19 protein-coding genes are annotated in these 18115 nt (G+C 38.2%); 7 read left to right on the top strand and 12 right to left on the bottom strand.

Going from position 1 to position 18115, the window contains the following annotated elements; genetic code table 11:
* Positions 1-21: 21 nt before the first annotated feature.
* On the bottom strand, positions 22-681 hold the full coding sequence (locus IQ226_RS21805; protein ID WP_193898870.1) for a Uma2 family endonuclease: 660 nt from the start codon (positions 679-681) through the stop codon (positions 22-24).
* Between the two features lie 196 nt (positions 682-877).
* Between IQ226_RS21805 and IQ226_RS21810 the strand changes: the two genes are divergently transcribed.
* A complete protein-coding gene (locus IQ226_RS21810; protein ID WP_193898872.1) occupies positions 878-1960 on the top strand; it encodes an ATP-binding protein in 1083 nt (360 codons plus the stop codon).
* Between the two features lie 46 nt (positions 1961-2006).
* Here IQ226_RS21810 and IQ226_RS21815 read toward each other — a convergent pair whose 3' ends face one another.
* Positions 2007-2498 carry a GNAT family N-acetyltransferase gene (locus IQ226_RS21815; protein ID WP_193898874.1) on the bottom strand — a complete coding sequence of 164 codons (492 nt, stop codon included), beginning with the start codon at positions 2496-2498 and terminating at the stop codon, positions 2007-2009.
* Here IQ226_RS21815 and IQ226_RS21820 point away from each other — a divergent pair.
* Positions 2484-2798 (top strand): hypothetical protein, encoded by a 315-nt coding sequence (locus IQ226_RS21820; RefSeq protein ID WP_193898876.1) that lies wholly within the window; start codon positions 2484-2486, stop codon positions 2796-2798. The genes IQ226_RS21815 and IQ226_RS21820 overlap by 15 nt on opposite strands.
* Before the next feature lie 171 nt (positions 2799-2969).
* Here IQ226_RS21820 and IQ226_RS21825 read toward each other — a convergent pair whose 3' ends face one another.
* From IQ226_RS21825 to cobU, 5 genes are all read right to left on the bottom strand, one after another.
* Positions 2970-3689: a class I SAM-dependent methyltransferase gene (locus IQ226_RS21825; RefSeq protein ID WP_193898878.1), complete on the bottom strand. Its 720-nt coding sequence runs from the start codon at positions 3687-3689 to the stop codon at positions 2970-2972.
* A gap of 188 nt (positions 3690-3877) precedes the next feature.
* The gene (locus tag IQ226_RS21830) at positions 3878-5527 is read right to left on the bottom strand and encodes an ABC transporter ATP-binding protein (protein WP_193898880.1); all 1650 of its coding nucleotides are present in this window, start codon (positions 5525-5527) and stop codon (positions 3878-3880) included.
* Between the two features lie 144 nt (positions 5528-5671).
* Entirely contained in the window at positions 5672-6340 is a 669-nt protein-coding gene (locus tag IQ226_RS21835) for an ABC transporter ATP-binding protein (RefSeq protein WP_027403184.1), read from the bottom strand.
* Positions 6341-6354: 14 nt separating this feature from the next.
* Entirely contained in the window at positions 6355-6627 is a 273-nt protein-coding gene (locus IQ226_RS21840; protein ID WP_193898882.1) for a hypothetical protein, read from the bottom strand.
* A gap of 133 nt (positions 6628-6760) precedes the next feature.
* Entirely contained in the window at positions 6761-7306 is a 546-nt protein-coding gene (cobU, locus tag IQ226_RS21845; protein WP_193898884.1) for a bifunctional adenosylcobinamide kinase/adenosylcobinamide-phosphate guanylyltransferase, read from the bottom strand.
* Positions 7307-7430: 124 nt separating this feature from the next.
* Here cobU and IQ226_RS21850 point away from each other — a divergent pair, with 124 nt between their 5' ends.
* From IQ226_RS21850 to IQ226_RS21860, 3 genes are all read left to right on the top strand, one after another.
* Positions 7431-8231 (top strand): hypothetical protein, encoded by an 801-nt coding sequence (locus IQ226_RS21850; RefSeq protein ID WP_193898886.1) that lies wholly within the window; start codon positions 7431-7433, stop codon positions 8229-8231.
* A 90-nt stretch (positions 8232-8321) separates the two neighbouring features.
* Positions 8322-8528 carry a hypothetical protein gene (locus IQ226_RS21855; protein WP_193898901.1) on the top strand — a complete coding sequence of 69 codons (207 nt, stop codon included), beginning with the start codon at positions 8322-8324 and terminating at the stop codon, positions 8526-8528.
* A gap of 99 nt (positions 8529-8627) precedes the next feature.
* Positions 8628-8873 carry an AbrB/MazE/SpoVT family DNA-binding domain-containing protein gene (locus IQ226_RS21860; protein WP_193898888.1) on the top strand — a complete coding sequence of 82 codons (246 nt, stop codon included), beginning with the start codon at positions 8628-8630 and terminating at the stop codon, positions 8871-8873.
* Between the two features lie 98 nt (positions 8874-8971).
* On the opposite strand, the gene IQ226_RS21865 is transcribed toward IQ226_RS21860, so the two are convergent.
* The 4 genes from IQ226_RS21865 to IQ226_RS21880 form a co-directional block, all read right to left on the bottom strand.
* The gene (locus IQ226_RS21865) at positions 8972-9454 is read right to left on the bottom strand and encodes a DUF29 domain-containing protein (protein ID WP_193898890.1); all 483 of its coding nucleotides are present in this window, start codon (positions 9452-9454) and stop codon (positions 8972-8974) included.
* 132 nt (positions 9455-9586) lie between these two features.
* Positions 9587-10660: a class II fructose-bisphosphate aldolase gene (gene fba / locus IQ226_RS21870; protein ID WP_193898892.1), complete on the bottom strand. Its 1074-nt coding sequence runs from the start codon at positions 10658-10660 to the stop codon at positions 9587-9589.
* A gap of 302 nt (positions 10661-10962) precedes the next feature.
* A complete protein-coding gene (locus IQ226_RS21875) occupies positions 10963-11298 on the bottom strand; it encodes a DUF3368 domain-containing protein (RefSeq protein ID WP_193898894.1) in 336 nt (111 codons plus the stop codon).
* The gene (locus IQ226_RS21880; RefSeq protein ID WP_053540774.1) at positions 11295-11540 is read right to left on the bottom strand and encodes a UPF0175 family protein; all 246 of its coding nucleotides are present in this window, start codon (positions 11538-11540) and stop codon (positions 11295-11297) included. Before IQ226_RS21880 ends, IQ226_RS21875 begins: the two co-directional genes overlap by 4 nt.
* Before the next feature lie 384 nt (positions 11541-11924).
* On the opposite strand from IQ226_RS21880, the gene IQ226_RS21885 reads away from it, so the two are divergent.
* Both IQ226_RS21885 and IQ226_RS21890 read left to right on the top strand, forming a co-directional pair.
* Positions 11925-14423, top strand: a complete 2499-nt coding sequence (locus tag IQ226_RS21885; protein ID WP_193898895.1) for a hypothetical protein — start codon at positions 11925-11927, stop codon at positions 14421-14423.
* Positions 14424-14426: 3 nt separating this feature from the next.
* Positions 14427-15272 carry a hypothetical protein gene (locus IQ226_RS21890; RefSeq protein ID WP_193898897.1) on the top strand — a complete coding sequence of 282 codons (846 nt, stop codon included), beginning with the start codon at positions 14427-14429 and terminating at the stop codon, positions 15270-15272.
* 356 nt (positions 15273-15628) lie between these two features.
* Here IQ226_RS21890 and glgB read toward each other — a convergent pair whose 3' ends face one another.
* Positions 15629-17920 (bottom strand): 1,4-alpha-glucan branching enzyme, encoded by a 2292-nt coding sequence (gene glgB / locus IQ226_RS21895; protein ID WP_193898899.1) that lies wholly within the window; start codon positions 17918-17920, stop codon positions 15629-15631.
* Between the last annotated feature and the right edge of the window lie 195 nt (positions 17921-18115).

Below are 18115 nucleotides of genomic sequence, written 5' to 3' on the forward strand. Positions count from 1 at the left end.
CCCCATTAGGGTGGGGATATATTAACTTTGTATTTCCTGTTGTACCCAAGTACGAAAAGATTTACTAGCCTGTACTTCATCTATTTGGCAATCTTGCAAAAATTGATAAAGTTTTTCTTTGGTAATTATAGAAAATGTGGGACTTTTTTCCATTTCAATATATTGATGATCTTGAAGTTGATAAATTCGCAACACTTCACCGTTATACCGCCAAAATTCTGGTACACCCATGCTGGCATAAAACTGGAGTTTATTTATGTCAGTGTGAGTAATATCTACTTCTACAATCAAGTCTGGTGGTGGATCTTCGTTTAAATCAACTTTTTTTCCAACTACTTGAGGTTGATTTTGAATGTAATAACAGTTGTCGGGTTCAGCACTTCTTTGTAAATCATCACGATTTAAGGTGGTTGAACCCATTGTTTTAATTTTTAACCCACTTTCTTCTACCAAAATGCGGATGAATAGTTCAATCAATCTGGTAGCACTTTCATGTTCTTCTAAAGGCATGGTAATTTCTAATGTCCCTTGATCATAGATAAGTCGAGAAGAACGACTTTGCCCTAATGCTGCTAAAATTTGCTGATAATTTTGCCAACTGATATTGTGGAAAACTACTCGCTGTTCTGCGGGGGTAGTTGCTGGGGTAATATTGTTTGGTTTAGTGATTGTACTAACCATATTTGCCTTGAAATTTAGCTTAATATAGAACTCATATTTGATTTTTGAAAAAAATTAGGTATTGTAGGGTGCGTCAGATATTACAAATCTGTTTATTGATAAAATTTATGCGGTCTGACGCACCCTACGTATCTTTTCATAAATCAAATATTATTCCTATACTTATTATAATATATTACGCAAAAGCGAGAACTGAGTGAATTTAAATTTGTCTACTTCATTACAATTAATTGGGCGTTCTGTAGAATTTCAGCGGATTATTGAAATCCTGGCAAAAGATGGTGATTTGTTAATTACTGGAGTTCCTGGTAGTGGAAGACGTACTTTAGTGAAAGGTGCAGCGCAGGAGGTGAATACAGTTATCTTGGAAATAGACTGTATTCGCGCTACGGAAGCGGAGAGATTTGTACAACTATTAGCGGAAGCAATTAGTCAAAACTGGGAAGCGGAAAAAATTCAAAATTGGTTGAAGGAAAATACTTCGGCATTTTTTACTTTTAATTCGGAAAATCAACTAAAAATAGTTCGTTCTTTGGAACAGGAACAATTATGGCAAGCTTTCGCTAATTTGTTAGACTTATTAGAAATAATGGCGGTTGATTTAAGTCAAAGAATATTACTGATTTTACAGAGTTTTCCCCATATTCGTTCTTGGGATCGTCATGGTTTGTGGGAAACTACATTTAGAAAGGAAGTTAAGGCCTATCCTCATGTTAGTTATGTGTTGATAGCCACGATTGCTGAGTCTAGCCAACATTCAGATGATACTAATTATCCGATAGAAACTATCCAATTAGCCCCTTTAGCTAAGGACGTTGTCGCCTTGTGGGCGAGGGAAATCTTACATACGCAAGGTTTCACCTTTGATTGTCATAGTCAAGCCTTACAGCTATTTCTAGAGGCAGTGCAGGGACATATTGGAGATGGGATGGCGATTATTCGGCGGTTATCTGCGTCCCGTTGTGCAGATGGGTTAATTAGGGAGGAAGATGTGCAAAAGGCTATAGCAGGATTACTGAAAGATTTATCTATGACTTATGAATCTTTGCTGATGTTGTTACCGGCAAATCAGGTACATTTATTAGAGTCTTTGGCTATTGATCCTACTGACAAACCTCAGAGTAAGGAGTATATTCAAAAGCATGGACTTTCACGGGGTGGGAGTCTACAAGGTGCGTTAACTGGGTTACAGCATAAGGGTTTAATTTATGATGCTGAACATGGTTATCGGTTAGCTATGCCTTTGTTGGCTTTGTGGTTGAGGGAAAGGTTGGGTTGATTTATTTGAAGGTAAGCTATTTTTAAATCTGAATCCTGAATTTTTCCTACATCACCCGCAGACCCAAAATCATCAAATCTCGTTCCACTCCATCCAAATCAGCAATTTTCGGTAAATTCCCCCAAGCTTGAAATCCAAACCAGGCAAATAACTTTAAACTGGGTTGATTGTGGGCGAAAATAAAACTAACTAACGTCTTTAAACCTAAATTGGGACTTTCCTCAATGGCTTTTTCTAAAAGTTGTTTTCCCAAACCACGTCCTTGAAAATTTGGGGAAATGTAAATACTAATTTCCGCTGTAGAATAGTAAGCTGGTCTACCGTAGAATGATTGAAAACTTAACCATCCAGCAATTACACCTTCGGTTTCCAGTACCCACAGGGGAAACTTTGAAGGGACTCGTCCTTGAAACCAAGCCATACGACTTTCCACAGACACAGGTTCTAAATCAGCGGTAGCCATGCGGCTAGGAACAGCAGCGTTGTAAATGGCGACAATGGCGGGTAAATCAGATTCTATGGCATGGCGGATCATCATTGCGGCTATTTGGGCAAAATTCTTGATAAAATATTTCCAAATAATACACTCTCACCGGAAAATTTATCAGGTTTTTTGTTGATTGTCTTTAAATCTCAATGGAGAAAAATCTTGTTTCCTATTTGGCGATCGCTCGGTCTGGCATTTACAGCTATAATCACTATTAGCCTTGGGTCAATCTATGTTCAGGCACAAACTTCCCCTGTGTTATCTCCAGATTCACCAAAGGTCAAGGTTAGAGTTCCAGATTTAGGGCGACATTTTCAAAAATTTGGGCTGACAGGATCATTCAGGGTATGAATTTTAGTCTCACGCCAAGTCGTAAAGGCGCGAAGGTAAGAGTTTTAACGGTTCAAGGGAATTTCATCCTTTAATTCAGCAATGCCTAATTAATATTCGGAATGCTTGTCAATTCAATTCTTGCTGATAGCTGACGGCTGAATACTTACCTATATACTTGCTGATTATATCTTAAAACCGGACTTTGTACAACTCGAATAATTCTCCTAATTGTCTTTTGACTATTTTAGCACCCCCAGCTTTAATGATTTTTTCCCATTCTGTAGCAGGTTCGAGAAACACCTCTGCACCCAAATAAGTTTCTAACACAGCCCAATCTTCTGCTAAAGGCTGTTGGGAATTAAGAATATCAAAGACAAAATGTCCACCTGGTTTTAATACTCGTTTGACTTCGACTAAAACAGCTTGCCAATATTCTAGGGGAAAATAGCAACTAAATCCTGTGGCAATTATTAAATCAAATTGATTTTCAGGATAGTTTAAATGGTGAGATGGTCCTAGTTCTACACCTTTGAATAATTTTGAATTTAATTGCGAACCACGAGAATTAAGAGTATCTCTGGCAATATTACTAATTTCTTGCCCATAAAAGAATGCTTGCCAACCTGTCCAGGGATAGATTAAAAAGCTGACACCGCAACCAATATCTAAACAATGTTCGTTTTTTTGAGGTTGAGCAATTTCCCAAAAGGGTGAAACTATTCTTTCATTTAATCTGCCATTAATCCATTCCCGATATATTGGCATTTCTTGAACTTCGTCTGGGACTGCAAATTTCTGATTTTCATATTGGCGATTAAAGCGATATGCTACTTGTGCTATTCTCTCTTGCCATTTGTCTGCGGAATAGGTATTTGTTTTATAAAAATTAGGGGGTGAATTTTTAGACATTTATTACTTTTGTGATTGGTGATTTTATTATTTCTCTTGACTTCGGAAACCCTGAAAGCGGGGAAATCCTGAAAGCGGGGAAATCCTGAAAGGGTGGGGAAATCCTGAAAGGGCGGGGAAATCCTGAAAGCGGGGAAATCCTGAAAGCGGGGAAATCCTGAAAGGGCGGGGAAACCCCGCCCCTACTGTCACGCTTTTGCGAGGAGAGGTGCAGCAGCGAGAAGGGTTTGGGTGTAGGGATGTTGGGGGTGGGCAAAGATTTGTTTAGTCTGTCCTAGTTCTACTATTTTACCACCATTCATTACGGCGATGCGATCGCACAAAAATCTTGCTAACCACAAATCATGGGTAATAAACAAATAGGTTAAATCAAATTCTGCTTTGAGTTGTAACATCAAATCAAGAACTTGTGTTTGCACGCTGGCATCTAACATACTTACTGGTTCATCACATATTATCAGTTTGGGACGAGTAATTAAAGCTCTGGCTATGGCTACCCGTTGTTGTTGTCCCCCAGATAAATCGGATGGATAACGGTGATAATATAATTCTGCTGGGGTTAATCCCACTTTTTCCAACATCCATAAAACCTGTTCTTTGGCTTTTTGGGTATTAGCTAAATTATGAATTAATAAAGGATCTCCTATACTTTGTCCTACCGTCATGGCTGGATTTAAACAAGCATGAGGATCTTGAAAGATCATTTGGATTTGTCTGCGGGAAGAACGGATTTCTTGACGGGACAAACTGGTTAATTCCTGTCCTAAAAATTCGACTTTTCCCGATGTGGGACTAATCAATTGTAAGATGGTTCTCGAAAGTGTACTTTTCCCACAACCAGATTCTCCCACTAAGCCTAAAATCTCCCCAGCATACAATTCTAAATTAATGCCATCTACGGCTTTAATTGTTTGTCCTTCTCCTTTAAATATCCGTTCAATAAAATTCGGTTCTATAGTGTAATGTTGCTTGAGTTCTGTAATTTTTAAAATGGGTGATTGACTTTCTTTCCCATTACCAATTACCAATTCCCCATTACCTTTTACTGCTTGAATATGTAAAGCTGCTTTTAATAAAGATTGAGTATATTCATGTTGAGGATGAGCAAATACAGTTGCCGTTTTCCCCATTTCCACCATTTTACCTTGATACATAACTCCGATGCGATCGCAATATTCCCCTACCATTGCTAAATCATGGGAAATTAACAACAATCCCATGTTTTCTTCCCCACACAATCGCGTTAGTTCTTGGAGAATTTGAGCAGAAACAGTCACATCTAAACTTGTCGTTGGTTCATCCGCCACAATTAACTTAGGACTCAACAACAAAGCCAAAGCAATAGCTACCCGTTGACGCATTCCCCCACTAAACTCATGGGGATATTGACTCCAACGACTAGCGGGAATTTTCACCTTTTCCAAAATCGTTAAAGCCTTTTCTTTCGCTTGCTGTTTGGATAACTCCGGTGCATGAGCTTCTAAAGTTTCAATACAATGATTGCCAATTGTCATCAACGGGTCAAGGCGAGTCATGGGATCTTGAAAAATCAAAGCCACTGCTTCACCACGAAACTTTTGCATTTGCAATGGTGTTAAATCCAATACAGATTGCCCCTGGAATTTAACTAATCCTTCCGTGCGACTAGAATTAGGCAATAAACGCATTATTGCTCGTCCAATCGTAGATTTTCCACAACCAGACTCTCCCACCAATCCCATTTTTTCCCCAGGTTGAATAATAAAAGATACATCATCAACCGCCCAGCTTGCCACTTCTTCACCACGTTGAGGATAAGCTACACGGAGATTTTCAACACTAAATAAAGCTTCATTCATAATTAATTAAATGTAATAATTTCAGTAGGGGCGGGGTTTCCCCGCCCTCTCGATTGTATTGCTCAAAATTAGGATTTTTATTCCTTCTTCATCCTGACTCCTGAACTCCTGACTGGGCGCAGGCCCTGCGCCCCTACCTCCTACCTATTGATGTACTTGAATTAAGCGCTGTTTGAGACGTTCCGCTTCACCGGAATCAACTAAACAACCCTTTTCCAATAGAAAAGCACCATCACAGTAATTTAACTCTTCTAAGCGATGAGTTACCCATAATGCTGTAATGCCACGACTCTTAACAAGATTACGAACACTAGCCACTAAATCGAGTTGACTATCTGGATCTAGTAAAGCAGTAGGTTCATCTAATAATAAAACATCACAATGACGAGCGATCGCTCCAGCAATAGCTACCCGTTGTTTTTGTCCACCAGAAAGGGCGTAAATAGGTCGTCGCTGAAGAGACAATAAATTTACCGCCCCCAAAGCTTCCTCAACCCTAGCCTTCACCATTGCAGGTTGTAACTTTTCTGCCACCAACCCAAAAGCCACATCAGCACCAACCGTTGGCATTACCAATTGATGATCAGGATTTTGGAATACAAAACCAACAGCAGGTGAAATCTTAACTTCCCCAGATTGAGGAGCTAATAAACCCGCTATTAATCTCAGAAGTGTAGATTTACCACTGCCATTTGTCCCCAGAAGCATCCAAAACTCACCTTTAGGTACTTGAAGAGAGCAAGATTTGATTACTTGCTCCCCATTAGGCCAAAAGAAGTTTAAATTATTAACTTCAATGCCTACTGCTGTCATGTTTATACCTTGTGTTATTCAGCAGTAAAAGCAGCAAAGCCAGGCGCTCTACCAGTGCTAGTAGCCGCACTATCTTTTTGGATAATCTGGACTCCCGAAATTTCACTAGCACGGACAGCAATTTTTTTCTCTGTTTTGCCTTCGCACTTGAGTTCCACAATATCAGGATTTCCAGTACGCATTGCCGCCAAAATTAGCTGATAAACAGCCTCGGCATCTTCAGTAGACTTACGTTGTACTGATATGGGGAAAGCAGTATTTCTGATGCTTAAGTCAATGGTAAACATTTAGAATTAATGAATTTTCACTTTAAGACCTATTCTAGCGTCATTAGTTAGTTGTCAGTTGTCAGTTGTCATTGGTCAGTTGTCATTGGGAAGAAATATTCCCCCTACTTCCCCTACTCCCCCACCCAGTCCCCTATTTACTTGCTGGTAATGTTACACCTAATAAACTCAAATTCAAGGCATGACCACCTGTCACCAAATAAACGGGTTCACAGATTGCCCCTAATTGTCTCACTAAAGCGCCCAGGCGATCGCGGAATTTGCGCCCTAGAGGATAAGCTGGAACTACACCCCAACCTGTTTCTTCCCCTACAAATATGACATCAGCAGCCACCAACGGCAGAATGTCCAGAAACTCCCCCACAATATTTTCCCAAACTAAATCCTCCTCCTCCAGAAAATTAGCCACCCAAGTTCCTAAAGAATCCACCAACAGGCAAGTATCAGCCTGAGATTGAGCCAAAGCAGCAGTCAGTTCTCTAGCCACAGCAAGAGTTATCCAATCTTGAGGACGGCGTTGTTGATGTTTTTGAATGCGTTCTTGCCATTCCAGATCATCAGGATTTTGTGTAGCTGTGGCAATGTAGACAACATTTTTTTCCGACTTTATCGCCAAATCTTCCGCCCATTCACTTTTACCAGAGCGGGCTGCACCTGTCACCAAAATTATTTTCCCCATTATTTGATAATATAATGTTTCATCAGGAAGAATACACGAGTTAAATCAAGTATCCCCAAAATCAACACCTTTCTGTACTCCTGAATTCTTTCTTGCTAAAGACCATAAATTTGAGGATATGCTTATGAAACCAGGGTTAAAACGGATCGAAGCAACGCTGCATGATTTAAAAACTCGCAATGATGATGTCACCACAGAATCAGGTGAGGAAAGCAAACGTTCCTTTTCCTTTCGCATTAGTATCCGTCCCCAGGAATCTCCAGAAAATTCCCAAAAGACAACCCAACCCCGTCATAGTAACGTAGACGCAGATTCAGTTAGTCATACAACTCCAGAGGCAAATTTATTTCCTCAGCATAGTTCCGTTTCAGCCTTTCCAGCCCAAGAAAATGGAGAAAAAACGCCAACTCTGCCGAAATTTAAAACTCCATCCTTTAGCAATCATCGTCACGGCGCTAACCCAGCACTGGCTATGAATATGCTCCAAGAAATTCAAGACAAAGTAGCTGATTGGCAACTAGAATTACAAAAAATAATACAGCAAATTCAGGATATTTATTTAGAGGGACCAATTATTAATGGTTGGTTGGAATCTAATGTCCAAGAACCAGAAACAGTAGGAACAGCCACATTACGCCATGCAGAAGTAGAGCGCCTGATGAACTATGTCGAAGAAATCTGTGCTAGTAGTGAAAAAGAATCTTATAAACCACTACACACTGACTACCGATTATGTGGAGTAGATACAGCCGGTCAAGTGTGGTCTCGTCCCTGTCCAGTTGAACAAGTTCCTAGTGTTAGTATAGCGATCGCACGTCACCAAAGATTACGACAACTCTTAGGACGCAAACAAGACCTAGAAAATCGCTTGAGTCAATTAGCAGAAACCTTGGTCATGTTACATAGTCATATTCAGCAAAGTTAAATATTTTCTCTCTACGGCAAAATACAGTAGCCATTGAGCAAAAACTATGTTACTGTAGAACTACATCGTGAAACTTTACCAATAAAAACTATGCGACTAAAACGCTGGGAATCCCCACGTCGAGAAGGCAGAAACGATAAAGGTCGAGGTGGTTCTGCGAGAAAACGCCAACTGAAAAAACAAAGGCAAATGCTCAGACAGAAACTCAAAGAAAATCAAAAGCCAAATGATCATCACAATAATAAACAGGGGGAAAGTTCAACTTCCCCCTATTTTTTGGCCTTTTTTCCCCAATAGCCCGATTAGGTATATTGCTTGAGAATGATTAAGTTTTTTGGAAAAAGTTAAATTTTTAACCTTTTTGAGTATATTTTCAAGTAAGGGGTTAAAGTAATAATGGCTAACGCAACAATTACTACAAAAGGGCAAGTAACTATACCTAAAGAAATTAGGGACTATCTAAATTTATGTACAGGAAGTAAAGTTGATTTTATCATTGATGGAAATGGCATAGTTAAACTTATTCCTCTCAATATACCTATTCAAAAATTATCTGGAATTTTGCACAGAAAAGGCATGAAACCTAAAACTTTGGAAGAAATAGAAGGAATAATTGGTGAGGCTGCAAGTGACTGGACTTGATACAAATATTATAGAAGATATATGAAAATACACAATGAACATGAACTAAATTTGGGTTTAGCTAATAACAATTAGACTAATTGAACGAAAAATAAAAATTAAATTTTCTCCTGACTAAGCAGCGTAATTATAAAATCAGAATTAATGACATCTAAAGGCAGAAAAGGAGAGTCAACAGGAAACATCTGAATAGATAATTTAGTTTCCGTACTAGCAGCGCGAACAGCTTTTAAATAACAATCAGAAAATAGTTCTAAATAATAAGGTTTGAGACTAGGACTATCCTCCAATAAAGATTCAATTTGATAAAACTGTTCCCAAATTGTCCTCACCCAACTAGAAGAACGTTTTTCAGATTGATATTGGTACTTGAGTAAGTGCATGAGTAAAACTATGAGTCGGTTTTTAAGTTCACGTCTTTTCTCTTTCCCCATGTCCTCTATTTCTGCAATCAAATGCTCAAAATCAACGTGATCTAATTGATGATTACGCAATAACTTAGCTGTCGTTTCTAGCCATAAACAATAATCCTGATTATAAAGATAACTACTCAAGGATGTAGATTGTAAATTGGTAGTCATACAAATAGCCTTATTTACTGCTATCACTTAAGTCTATCACATTAATTAATAAAACCAGGAGACTTTAACGCCACCCAGTTTATTCTTGTAAGGGCATAGCCATGCTATACCCTAATTTATGACTGAAAAAGATTAAACCTTAGCAGCCGCTCTCATTACCAAGTCGCCTTTAGCATACTTAGCAGCAAAATCTTCTAAAGAAACTTGCTTAATCTTGCTTGCGTTACCAGCAGTACCAAATTGTACATAACGGTCAGCACAAACCTTTTGCATATATTTAATAGAAGGTTTGAGGAAGTGACGAGGATCAAATTCCTTGGGATTAGCAGCCAAAGCTTCACGGACAGCCGCAGTAATAGCCAAACGGTTGTCGGTGTCAATATTCACCTTACGCACACCACTCTTGATACCTTTTTGGATTTCTTCTACAGGTACACCGTAGGTTTCAGGAATAGCACCACCATATTGGTTAATGAGTGCCAATAAATCTTCAGGTACAGAAGAAGAACCGTGCATTACCAGGTGAGTGTTAGGTAAACGGCGGTGAATTTCTTCAATGCGGCTAATAGCCAAGATTTCACCTGTAGGCTTACGAGTAAACTTGTAAGCACCATGACTTGTACCGATAGCCACAGCCAAAGCATCAACTTGAGTTGCTTCTACAAAGCTAACAGCTTCATCGGGGTCTGTTAACAATTGAGAATGGTCAAGAGTACCTTCAAAACCATGACCATCTTCAGCTTCACCCGCGCCGGTTTCTAAAGAACCCAAACAGCCTAATTCACCTTCAACGCTGACACCCAAAGAGTGAGCAACGTTAACAACTTCGCTGGTAACTCTAACGTTATATTCAAAGCTGGCAGGGGTTTTAGCGTCAGCTTCCAAAGAACCATCCATCATGACGCTAGTGAAGTTGTTCTTGATAGCTGAATAGCAGGTAGAAGGAGCATTACCATGATCTTGGTGCATGACAATGGGAATCTCAGGATAGGTTTCTACCGCAGCCAAAATCAGGTGACGGAGGAAGTTTTCCCCGGCATAGTTACGAGCGCCGCGAGAAGCTTGTAAGATTACGGGGCTATCTGTTTCCACCGCCGCTTTCATGATTGCTTGAATCTGCTCTAAGTTGTTGACGTTAAAAGCGGGGATACCGTAACCGTGTTCAGCAGCGTGATCTAAAAGCAACCGCATTGGTACGAGAGCCATATATATTCCTCCTAATTTGGGTATTTAGCTAGTCAGTTTAATAGAAGCGTAATCTTTATTTTAATGTAATTTTTACGCTAATCTTAATGTTTTTTTCAACTTACAGAAAATTATATCTAGTGGTGGGTGCTTTTGTTGAGAAAATTTATAGGCTGATATTCTCAAGCTATGTAATGTTTGTGTAAGACTAGAAACTAAGTGTTAACCTGTGCATTTTACCTGGCGATCGCATTTTGCCATAAATTAACTTTAAGCGATCGCATCTATGATTAAATAATTACCCATAATCTTCTGACCTGATTTTACTTTGTTTCATTAACTAGCCGTAAGACACTTTTATACAAAGGTTCAGCAACCCAAAATCCTGCTTTATTAATAAGATCATCTAACAGAGGTTTAACAGTAGAAATGAAACCTTGACTTTTGGCTTCTACTAAAGTCCGATCTTCAACTGCACGGATTTGAATCCAAGTAAAAGTTTGTACTTCCTTTGCACCCGCTACGGGAAAATCAGGATCAGTTAATTCTTGATAAACGGCTTCAGGAATTAGAACTGTTCCGTAAAGCTGTTGTAATAAGTGAAGCTGGTTAATAGCTGCAAGATTATTAATGGGTGAAGTATCGCTGACAACAATCACAGTCTACCCATCTCCCGCAAATTCTTGATATCTTGTTCAAAATCCTCTACTCCGTAATGAATAGGGATTTGATAACTTGCGAGTAAATGTTGAAATGCTATACGATTCATACCAGCAAAGCGACTAGCTTGAGCAAGAGTTAACTTTTCTTTTTGAAACAGCATAATCGCAATTTCTCGTTTCATTTCCTCTTCATTCATGCGAGTTGTGGTTAGTATTTCATTAGGAATAACTACACTCATATTTATAATCCTCTGAACCATTATTATTATAATTCATTGCAATCATTATATCGGTATGCACTCGCATGAGATACAGTCATAAGCCCCCTCATCGCTTGCTTGCGGGGTTGGAGGTAGGTTTCTTGTAAGTAATATCGCATTTTGCCATAAATTAACTTTAAGCGATCGCATCTATGGCTCAATACTTATATTAATTTGTCATCAATAATGCTATCTTAAATGCCTCAGATAATTTGCGCTTTACTAGCATAATTTACCCGTAACGACAAGAAACAATAAGAAATATGTAAAGGCGTTGCTTCCGTATTTTCACTATTTGTATAATCTTTGGTGTCAAGGGAAAATTTACGGTAGTGGATTTATTAGGGTGTGGAGTAAAAACCGATGGATTCTCAAACGCTGAAGCCGAATGTCCCTGGTTATATTGCTATAAGAATTGTGCGTGCTGCTTTTCGAGAGATCCAGAAGCTTTCACACCAGTATTCTGAGACTGTAGCAGAAATTTTAAAACAAATGAGTCGGGGGAATCTTGGAGATTGTCGGAAGTTAAAAGGCTATACAAATTTATGCAGAACTAAGCAGGGTGATGTGAGGGTTATTTGGGAACAGATAAATTCCCAGGAAATTTTAGTAATTAAGGCAGGTTTAAGAAAGGATGTTTACCAGGGAGTTATCGAAGATAGAGATAGAAACCCAACATACACCTTAGCTAATTTCATGGGAATTGAAGAAAGCCAAGTAGAAGATATACCAACGTTTAATTTTAATGTCAATAAGACTTATTCATGGTATCAATTCATTTATGGTGCTTATTTATATTCACCTCACCTTACTCAAGAGCAGATAAAACTCTTTTACCAATTATCAGAAACATTGACAAGTTATTCATATTCTAGATATTCAGAACTTACTAACATTAATAGTTTTTTATTGCAAAGCGCACCAGGCACAGGTAAGACTGTATGTGCTGCTGTGATAGGAAGTGAATTTTATAAAAATCATGACTGTAACGTTGTTTTAATTCTTCCTGAAGCTTTATGTTCTGATGTTAAAGAGTTTACTAAAATTAAAGAAATTTTAGAGGATCAACAATCTAATTTTTTTGTTGGTAGTTTTGCAGAATGGCTTTGTCAATCTGCACCTGAATTATATCAGCTAGTTGCAACATCTTCAGAGGAATTACAGGCTTTACAAGCAGAAGCTCAAAGAGTTCACGCTATTTCTAGAGATGAGTTAATTCCATACAGAGATTTAATTTTATTCAGAGCATTTGTTCTGGAAAAAAATAAAGTTTACCAATCTAAACATCCAAATTATCATGAAAATATATCTCGTATAGAATATTTGAGAGAAAAGATTAACTTATCTAAATGGAAAGATAAATTGGGAAATACAACAAGTTGGATAGAGGGAGTATATACAATTACAGAAATAGCTCATCCTTCAAGAAGTAATCCATTTTGGCAAACATATTTTTTGAATTGGACTGTGAGATTAGGTTCTAATACCTTAATAAGGTACTTTTTATCCACAACAGCATATGGAAAAAATATAAAAAATATAAAAAATACAAAAAATACAACACTGTTTATCTTGGATGAAGCTCAAGATTATCTAATGTCTGAAATCAGAACCATTATCAAAATGCTGGAAAGATGGCAGGTTGATTATAATCATAATTCTATTCTCTGGCTGCTAGGAGACAAAAATCAAAATATTATGCCCACTGATTTTGATTGGGGACAATTAGAACTAACTAGAACCAACTCACTCAGATACAATTATCGCAATACAAAATCTATTATAGAATTTGCCAATATTTTTCATTCTTTTGCACAAGAAGCAAATTCAGGAAGAAGACATTTACCTCAACCAAGTAATCCAGAAGACGCTTTTGAGAATGGAGAGCGTGTAAAAATTTTAGAATTTAGTTCAGAAGAACAAGCACTACAAATTCTTACTAAATTAAGCAAAAAAATTATCAATACATCTAATTCAAATCAGCGTTCTTTGCTTAGAGAAATTTCTAGTCGAGTTAAAGTAATTTGTAAAGATATTCCCGAAAAATACAAAAACCTTCCTGGGATAGATTATCTAAATGTTCAACAAGCAAAAGGAAGAGAGTTTGATGGTTGTGTTGCTTTTTGTGTATTGGGTGGAGAGGGAAAACCATCTTTTGAGGAAGCCACTAGTTGGTACACAATTTTTACTAGACCTCGTTATAGACTTCTTGTAATTGCTACTACGGAGGAAATTAATCGAATTGGCAGAGATAAATTTAATAAATGTGAACCTATCCAGATTTCAAATATAGATGAGCCTTTAAAATGGATAACAGAGTTTGCTAATGGAGAACAAATATTGAGAAATATAGAAGGAGTTTGTCATATTATTTATCAAAGTTTAAGCAGTGAACCTATCAAAATTTATTGGGATACTTATGCTGCTTTAAGATTGACAAAAATTAACCATACACAATTAGCAGAAATTGAAAATACAAGCATTAAATATTTAGCTAATCAGCAGCATAAAAATATTTTACAGGAGTTAGATTTATTGCAACCTGATCAAATCTGTAGTGATAGTGATCGCATACCGCTAAGATGTTTATTATTGAGGGCTTTAGGTAGTTATTGGGATGCAGTTGAAGAAGCATCTCTATTACAGAAAATAGATCCTCAAGAATGTAAACGTATAATATTAGAAATTGCCAATGAACTTGAGAGAAAACAACTTATATATGAAGCTGCGCGAGTGCGAATGAAAATAGGAATTAGTATTCCTGAAGATTATCCATTTAGAAAAGAAATTATAAAGCAAGATGGTTCGTTAGTATCTTTGCTTTGTCATGCTGCTATCAATAAAATTAAGGAGTATAGATAAGTTATGAATCCAAATAGACCTACAGACCTACAAATTGCTCAAGACCTTGAGAAACTAGCTGAAGTTATTCATGAGTCTATAGAAAGAGCAGAAAATACTCTTCAACAAGTCAAAAAAGTCAATGAAGTTAATACGCTAATTGCTAGAATTGACCGCAGTTCTGAAGAACTTTTGAAAGCACAAGAAACTGTTAAAAGAACTCAAGATAGAACATCTAATCACTTGCAAGAAGCAAAAGCGGTTGAACAAACTTTATATAATTTAAAAGAAATACCAAAGCAACTTGAAGAAATTGGTATTAGCGGAACTTTTTTAGAAGAACTCAATTTGCTTTTAGATAATGTAAATAATGTAAAAAAGGAAACACAAATATTAATAGAAGAATCTCAGCAAACATACTTAAAAGCACAAAAATATCTTGAAACATCAGAAAGCTTATTCAATAAATCTGCAAAAATTAAACAAGAAATTGATCAAATATATTCCTCTACAAAATTGAAGATTCAAGAATTAGAAGATGAGATTAATACATATAATCAAGAAGTTACAAAAGCCCAAGATATTCTTCGAGAGTTCAACTTTCTTGTATCACAAATGGGAGGATTAAAACAAATTAGAACTTTGTTTCAAGAGGTACAAAATACTCGTTTAGAACTAAGGAATTTACAAGAGGAGTTATTATCTACTAAACAACAAATGATTGCTGTGCGAAATTTTGAGAATTACCTACAGGATTTGCAAAATATTCGTAATAGTAGACAACTTTGGAAATGGCTAAAGAACGAATTAGGATTTGTTGGAGTTGTCATATACATATTGAGTTTAATTACTCCAAAACGAAAACAATAATCATAAATTATCGGCTTAATTGATAGTTGGTTAGACTTCAGTTTTGACGAATTACCGAACTCAAACAACGAGGATATGAAGATGCAAAACGTTGTTTAACTCCCATTATTCAGACTTTAACCACTGTCAAACAACAACGTCAGACTCATGATCAACTTGTCAACTCAACACAGCAGCTATTGAATGACCCTCCCCTCTAAATCATAAAAACAATAAAACGGTTTCCAGTGATATGAGTTACATCATAGCCCCCTCCTCGCTTGCGGGGAGGGAGTTGGGGGTGGGGTTCTTATACTTCATAATACCGGGCAGTGCTGTAAAAACAATATAGGGTGAGCAATGCCCACCCTACAGGATTATTCCATCACCTGTGCAGATTTCTGTTTATCCAGCTTCAGCATTAATACGCCCAAAGGAGGTAAACACAAATCCAAGGAATAAGGACGATTGTGCAAAGACCAATCATCAGTCCACTTACCACCTAAATTGCCCATATTGCTACCGCCATACTGACGGGCATCACTATTGAACAACTCAGTATAAAAGCCTTTTTCTGGCACACCAATACGGTAGTGAGAATATGGTTGAGGTGTAAAATTACAAACCACAATCATAAAATCGTCAGAATTTTTGTCACGACGGACAAAGGAAACTACACTATGGCGGTTATCAGTACAATCAATCCATTCAAATCCTGCTTGGTCAAAATCTTGAGTGTATAAAGCTGGTTCAGAACGGTAAAAATGATTAAGAGACTGGAAAAAATCCTTTAACTGTCGGTGTGGTTCATACTGTAATAGATGCCATTCCAAATCAGCCCAAGCATTCCACTCACTCCACTGACCAAATTCCATGCTCATAAACATGGTTTTCTTGCCGGGATGAGCGAACATATAAGTAAACAAACAGCGGATATTAGCTAACTTCTGCCATTCATCACCGGGCATTTTGCCGATGATATTACTCTTACCATGTACCACTTCATCGTGGGACAGAGCTAACATGAAGTTCTCGCTGTGGTTATACCACATACTGAAAGTAATATTGTTTTGATGGAACTGGCGAAACCAGGGGTCCATGCTGAAGTAGTCCAGCATATCGTGCATCCAGCCCATATTCCACTTTAAGTTAAAGCCCAATCCGCCCGTATAGGTAGGCCAAGATACCATTGGCCAAGATGTGGACTCTTCTGCAATGGAAAGCACACCAGGATAATAACCAAACAATAAGCTATTAACTTGACGTAAAAAATCCGCTGCTTCTAAATTTTCCCGACCACCGTATTCGTTAGTCAACCATTCTCCTGGTTTTCGGCAGTAGTCAAGGTAGAGCATGGAAGCGACCGCATCAACACGAATTCCGTCAATGTGGTATTTATCGAACCAGAATAGGGCATTAGCTACCAAGAAATTACGGACTTCATGGCGATTGTAATTAAATACTAAAGTCCCCCATTCTTTATGTTCACCTTTGCGAGAATCAGAGTGTTCATACAAGTGACTACCATCAAAGAAAGCTAAACCATGACCATCTTTGGGGAAGTGACCGGGAACCCAATCTACAATGACACCAATACCATTTTTATGGCATTCATCCACAAAATACATAAAGTCTTCGGGTGTACCAAACCGGGATGTGGGAGCATAGTAACCAGTCACTTGATAACCCCAAGAACCATCAAAGGGATGTTCGGCAATGGGTAACAGTTCTAAATGGGTATATCCTAATTTCTTGACATAGGGAATGAGTTTATCAGCTAGTTCCCGATAAGTCAGAAACCGCGCACCGGGTTTGAGTTCGGAAACGACAACTACAGGTTCGGTTTCCCCATTGGGTAATTTGGCAGGTTCAGCACTAGCGGCGTGTAACCAAGAACCTAAATGTACTTCATACACAGAAATGGGTTGACTCAAGGGGTCACTGTGTCGCCGCTTTTCCATCCAGTCTTCGTCTTTCCAGGTGTAGGAATTTAAGTCGGTAACGATAGATGCTGTTTTTGGCCGGGGTTCTTGTTGGAAACCGTAGGGATCTGATTTTTCGTAAATATGTCCTTCAAAATTTTTAATTTCGTATTTGTAATGTTCTCCTACACCGATTTCGGGAATAAATAATTCCCAAACGCCTGTATGTCCTTTCCGCATTTGGTGTTTGCGTCCATCCCACAGGTTAAAATCTCCTAATAAGGAAACGTTGCGGGCATTGGGGGCCCAAACGGCAAAATAAACGCCTTTGACACCATCTACTTCTGTGGTATGCGCTCCTAATTTTTCGTAAATGCGGTGATGGTTGCCTTCACTAAACAAATGTAGATCAAATTCTGTTAAGTGGGCAGAACGGAAAGCATAAGGGTCATTAACTACCCGCTCATGTTCTCCTTCTTTAATGCGTAACTGATAATTTTTCAGTTCTGTGGTTTCAATGGTGCATTCAAAAAAATGAGGATGATGCACTGTGTCCATTGGGTATTCTTTTCGTTCCTCTGGAACTACTACATAAGCGGCGCTGGCATTTGGGAGGTAGGCTCGCACAGCCCATACAGTTTTACCATTTTGCTCTATGAGATGAGAACCCAGAATTTCAAAGGGATCGTGATGTTGATTCCCAACAATGCGATTAACCTGTTCGGGGGCGACTGTGGTTGTGGACATGAAGCTACCTATGTGATATATGGGGATTAACTAAATCTACTTTTTAACATCTATTCATATTCTCGCATCTTTGTCGCCACTGTCAGTTGTTAGTTGTTAGTTGTCAGTTGTTGGTTGTTAGTTGTTGGTTGTCAGTTGTCAGTTGTCAGAAAGAAATTCCTCCCCTACCTCATCCACTTCCCCCACTTCCCCCAC

This window comes from Dolichospermum sp. LEGE 00240 (genome assembly GCF_015207875.1).
Taxonomy (GTDB): Bacteria; Cyanobacteriota; Cyanobacteriia; order Cyanobacteriales; family Nostocaceae; genus Dolichospermum; species Dolichospermum gracile.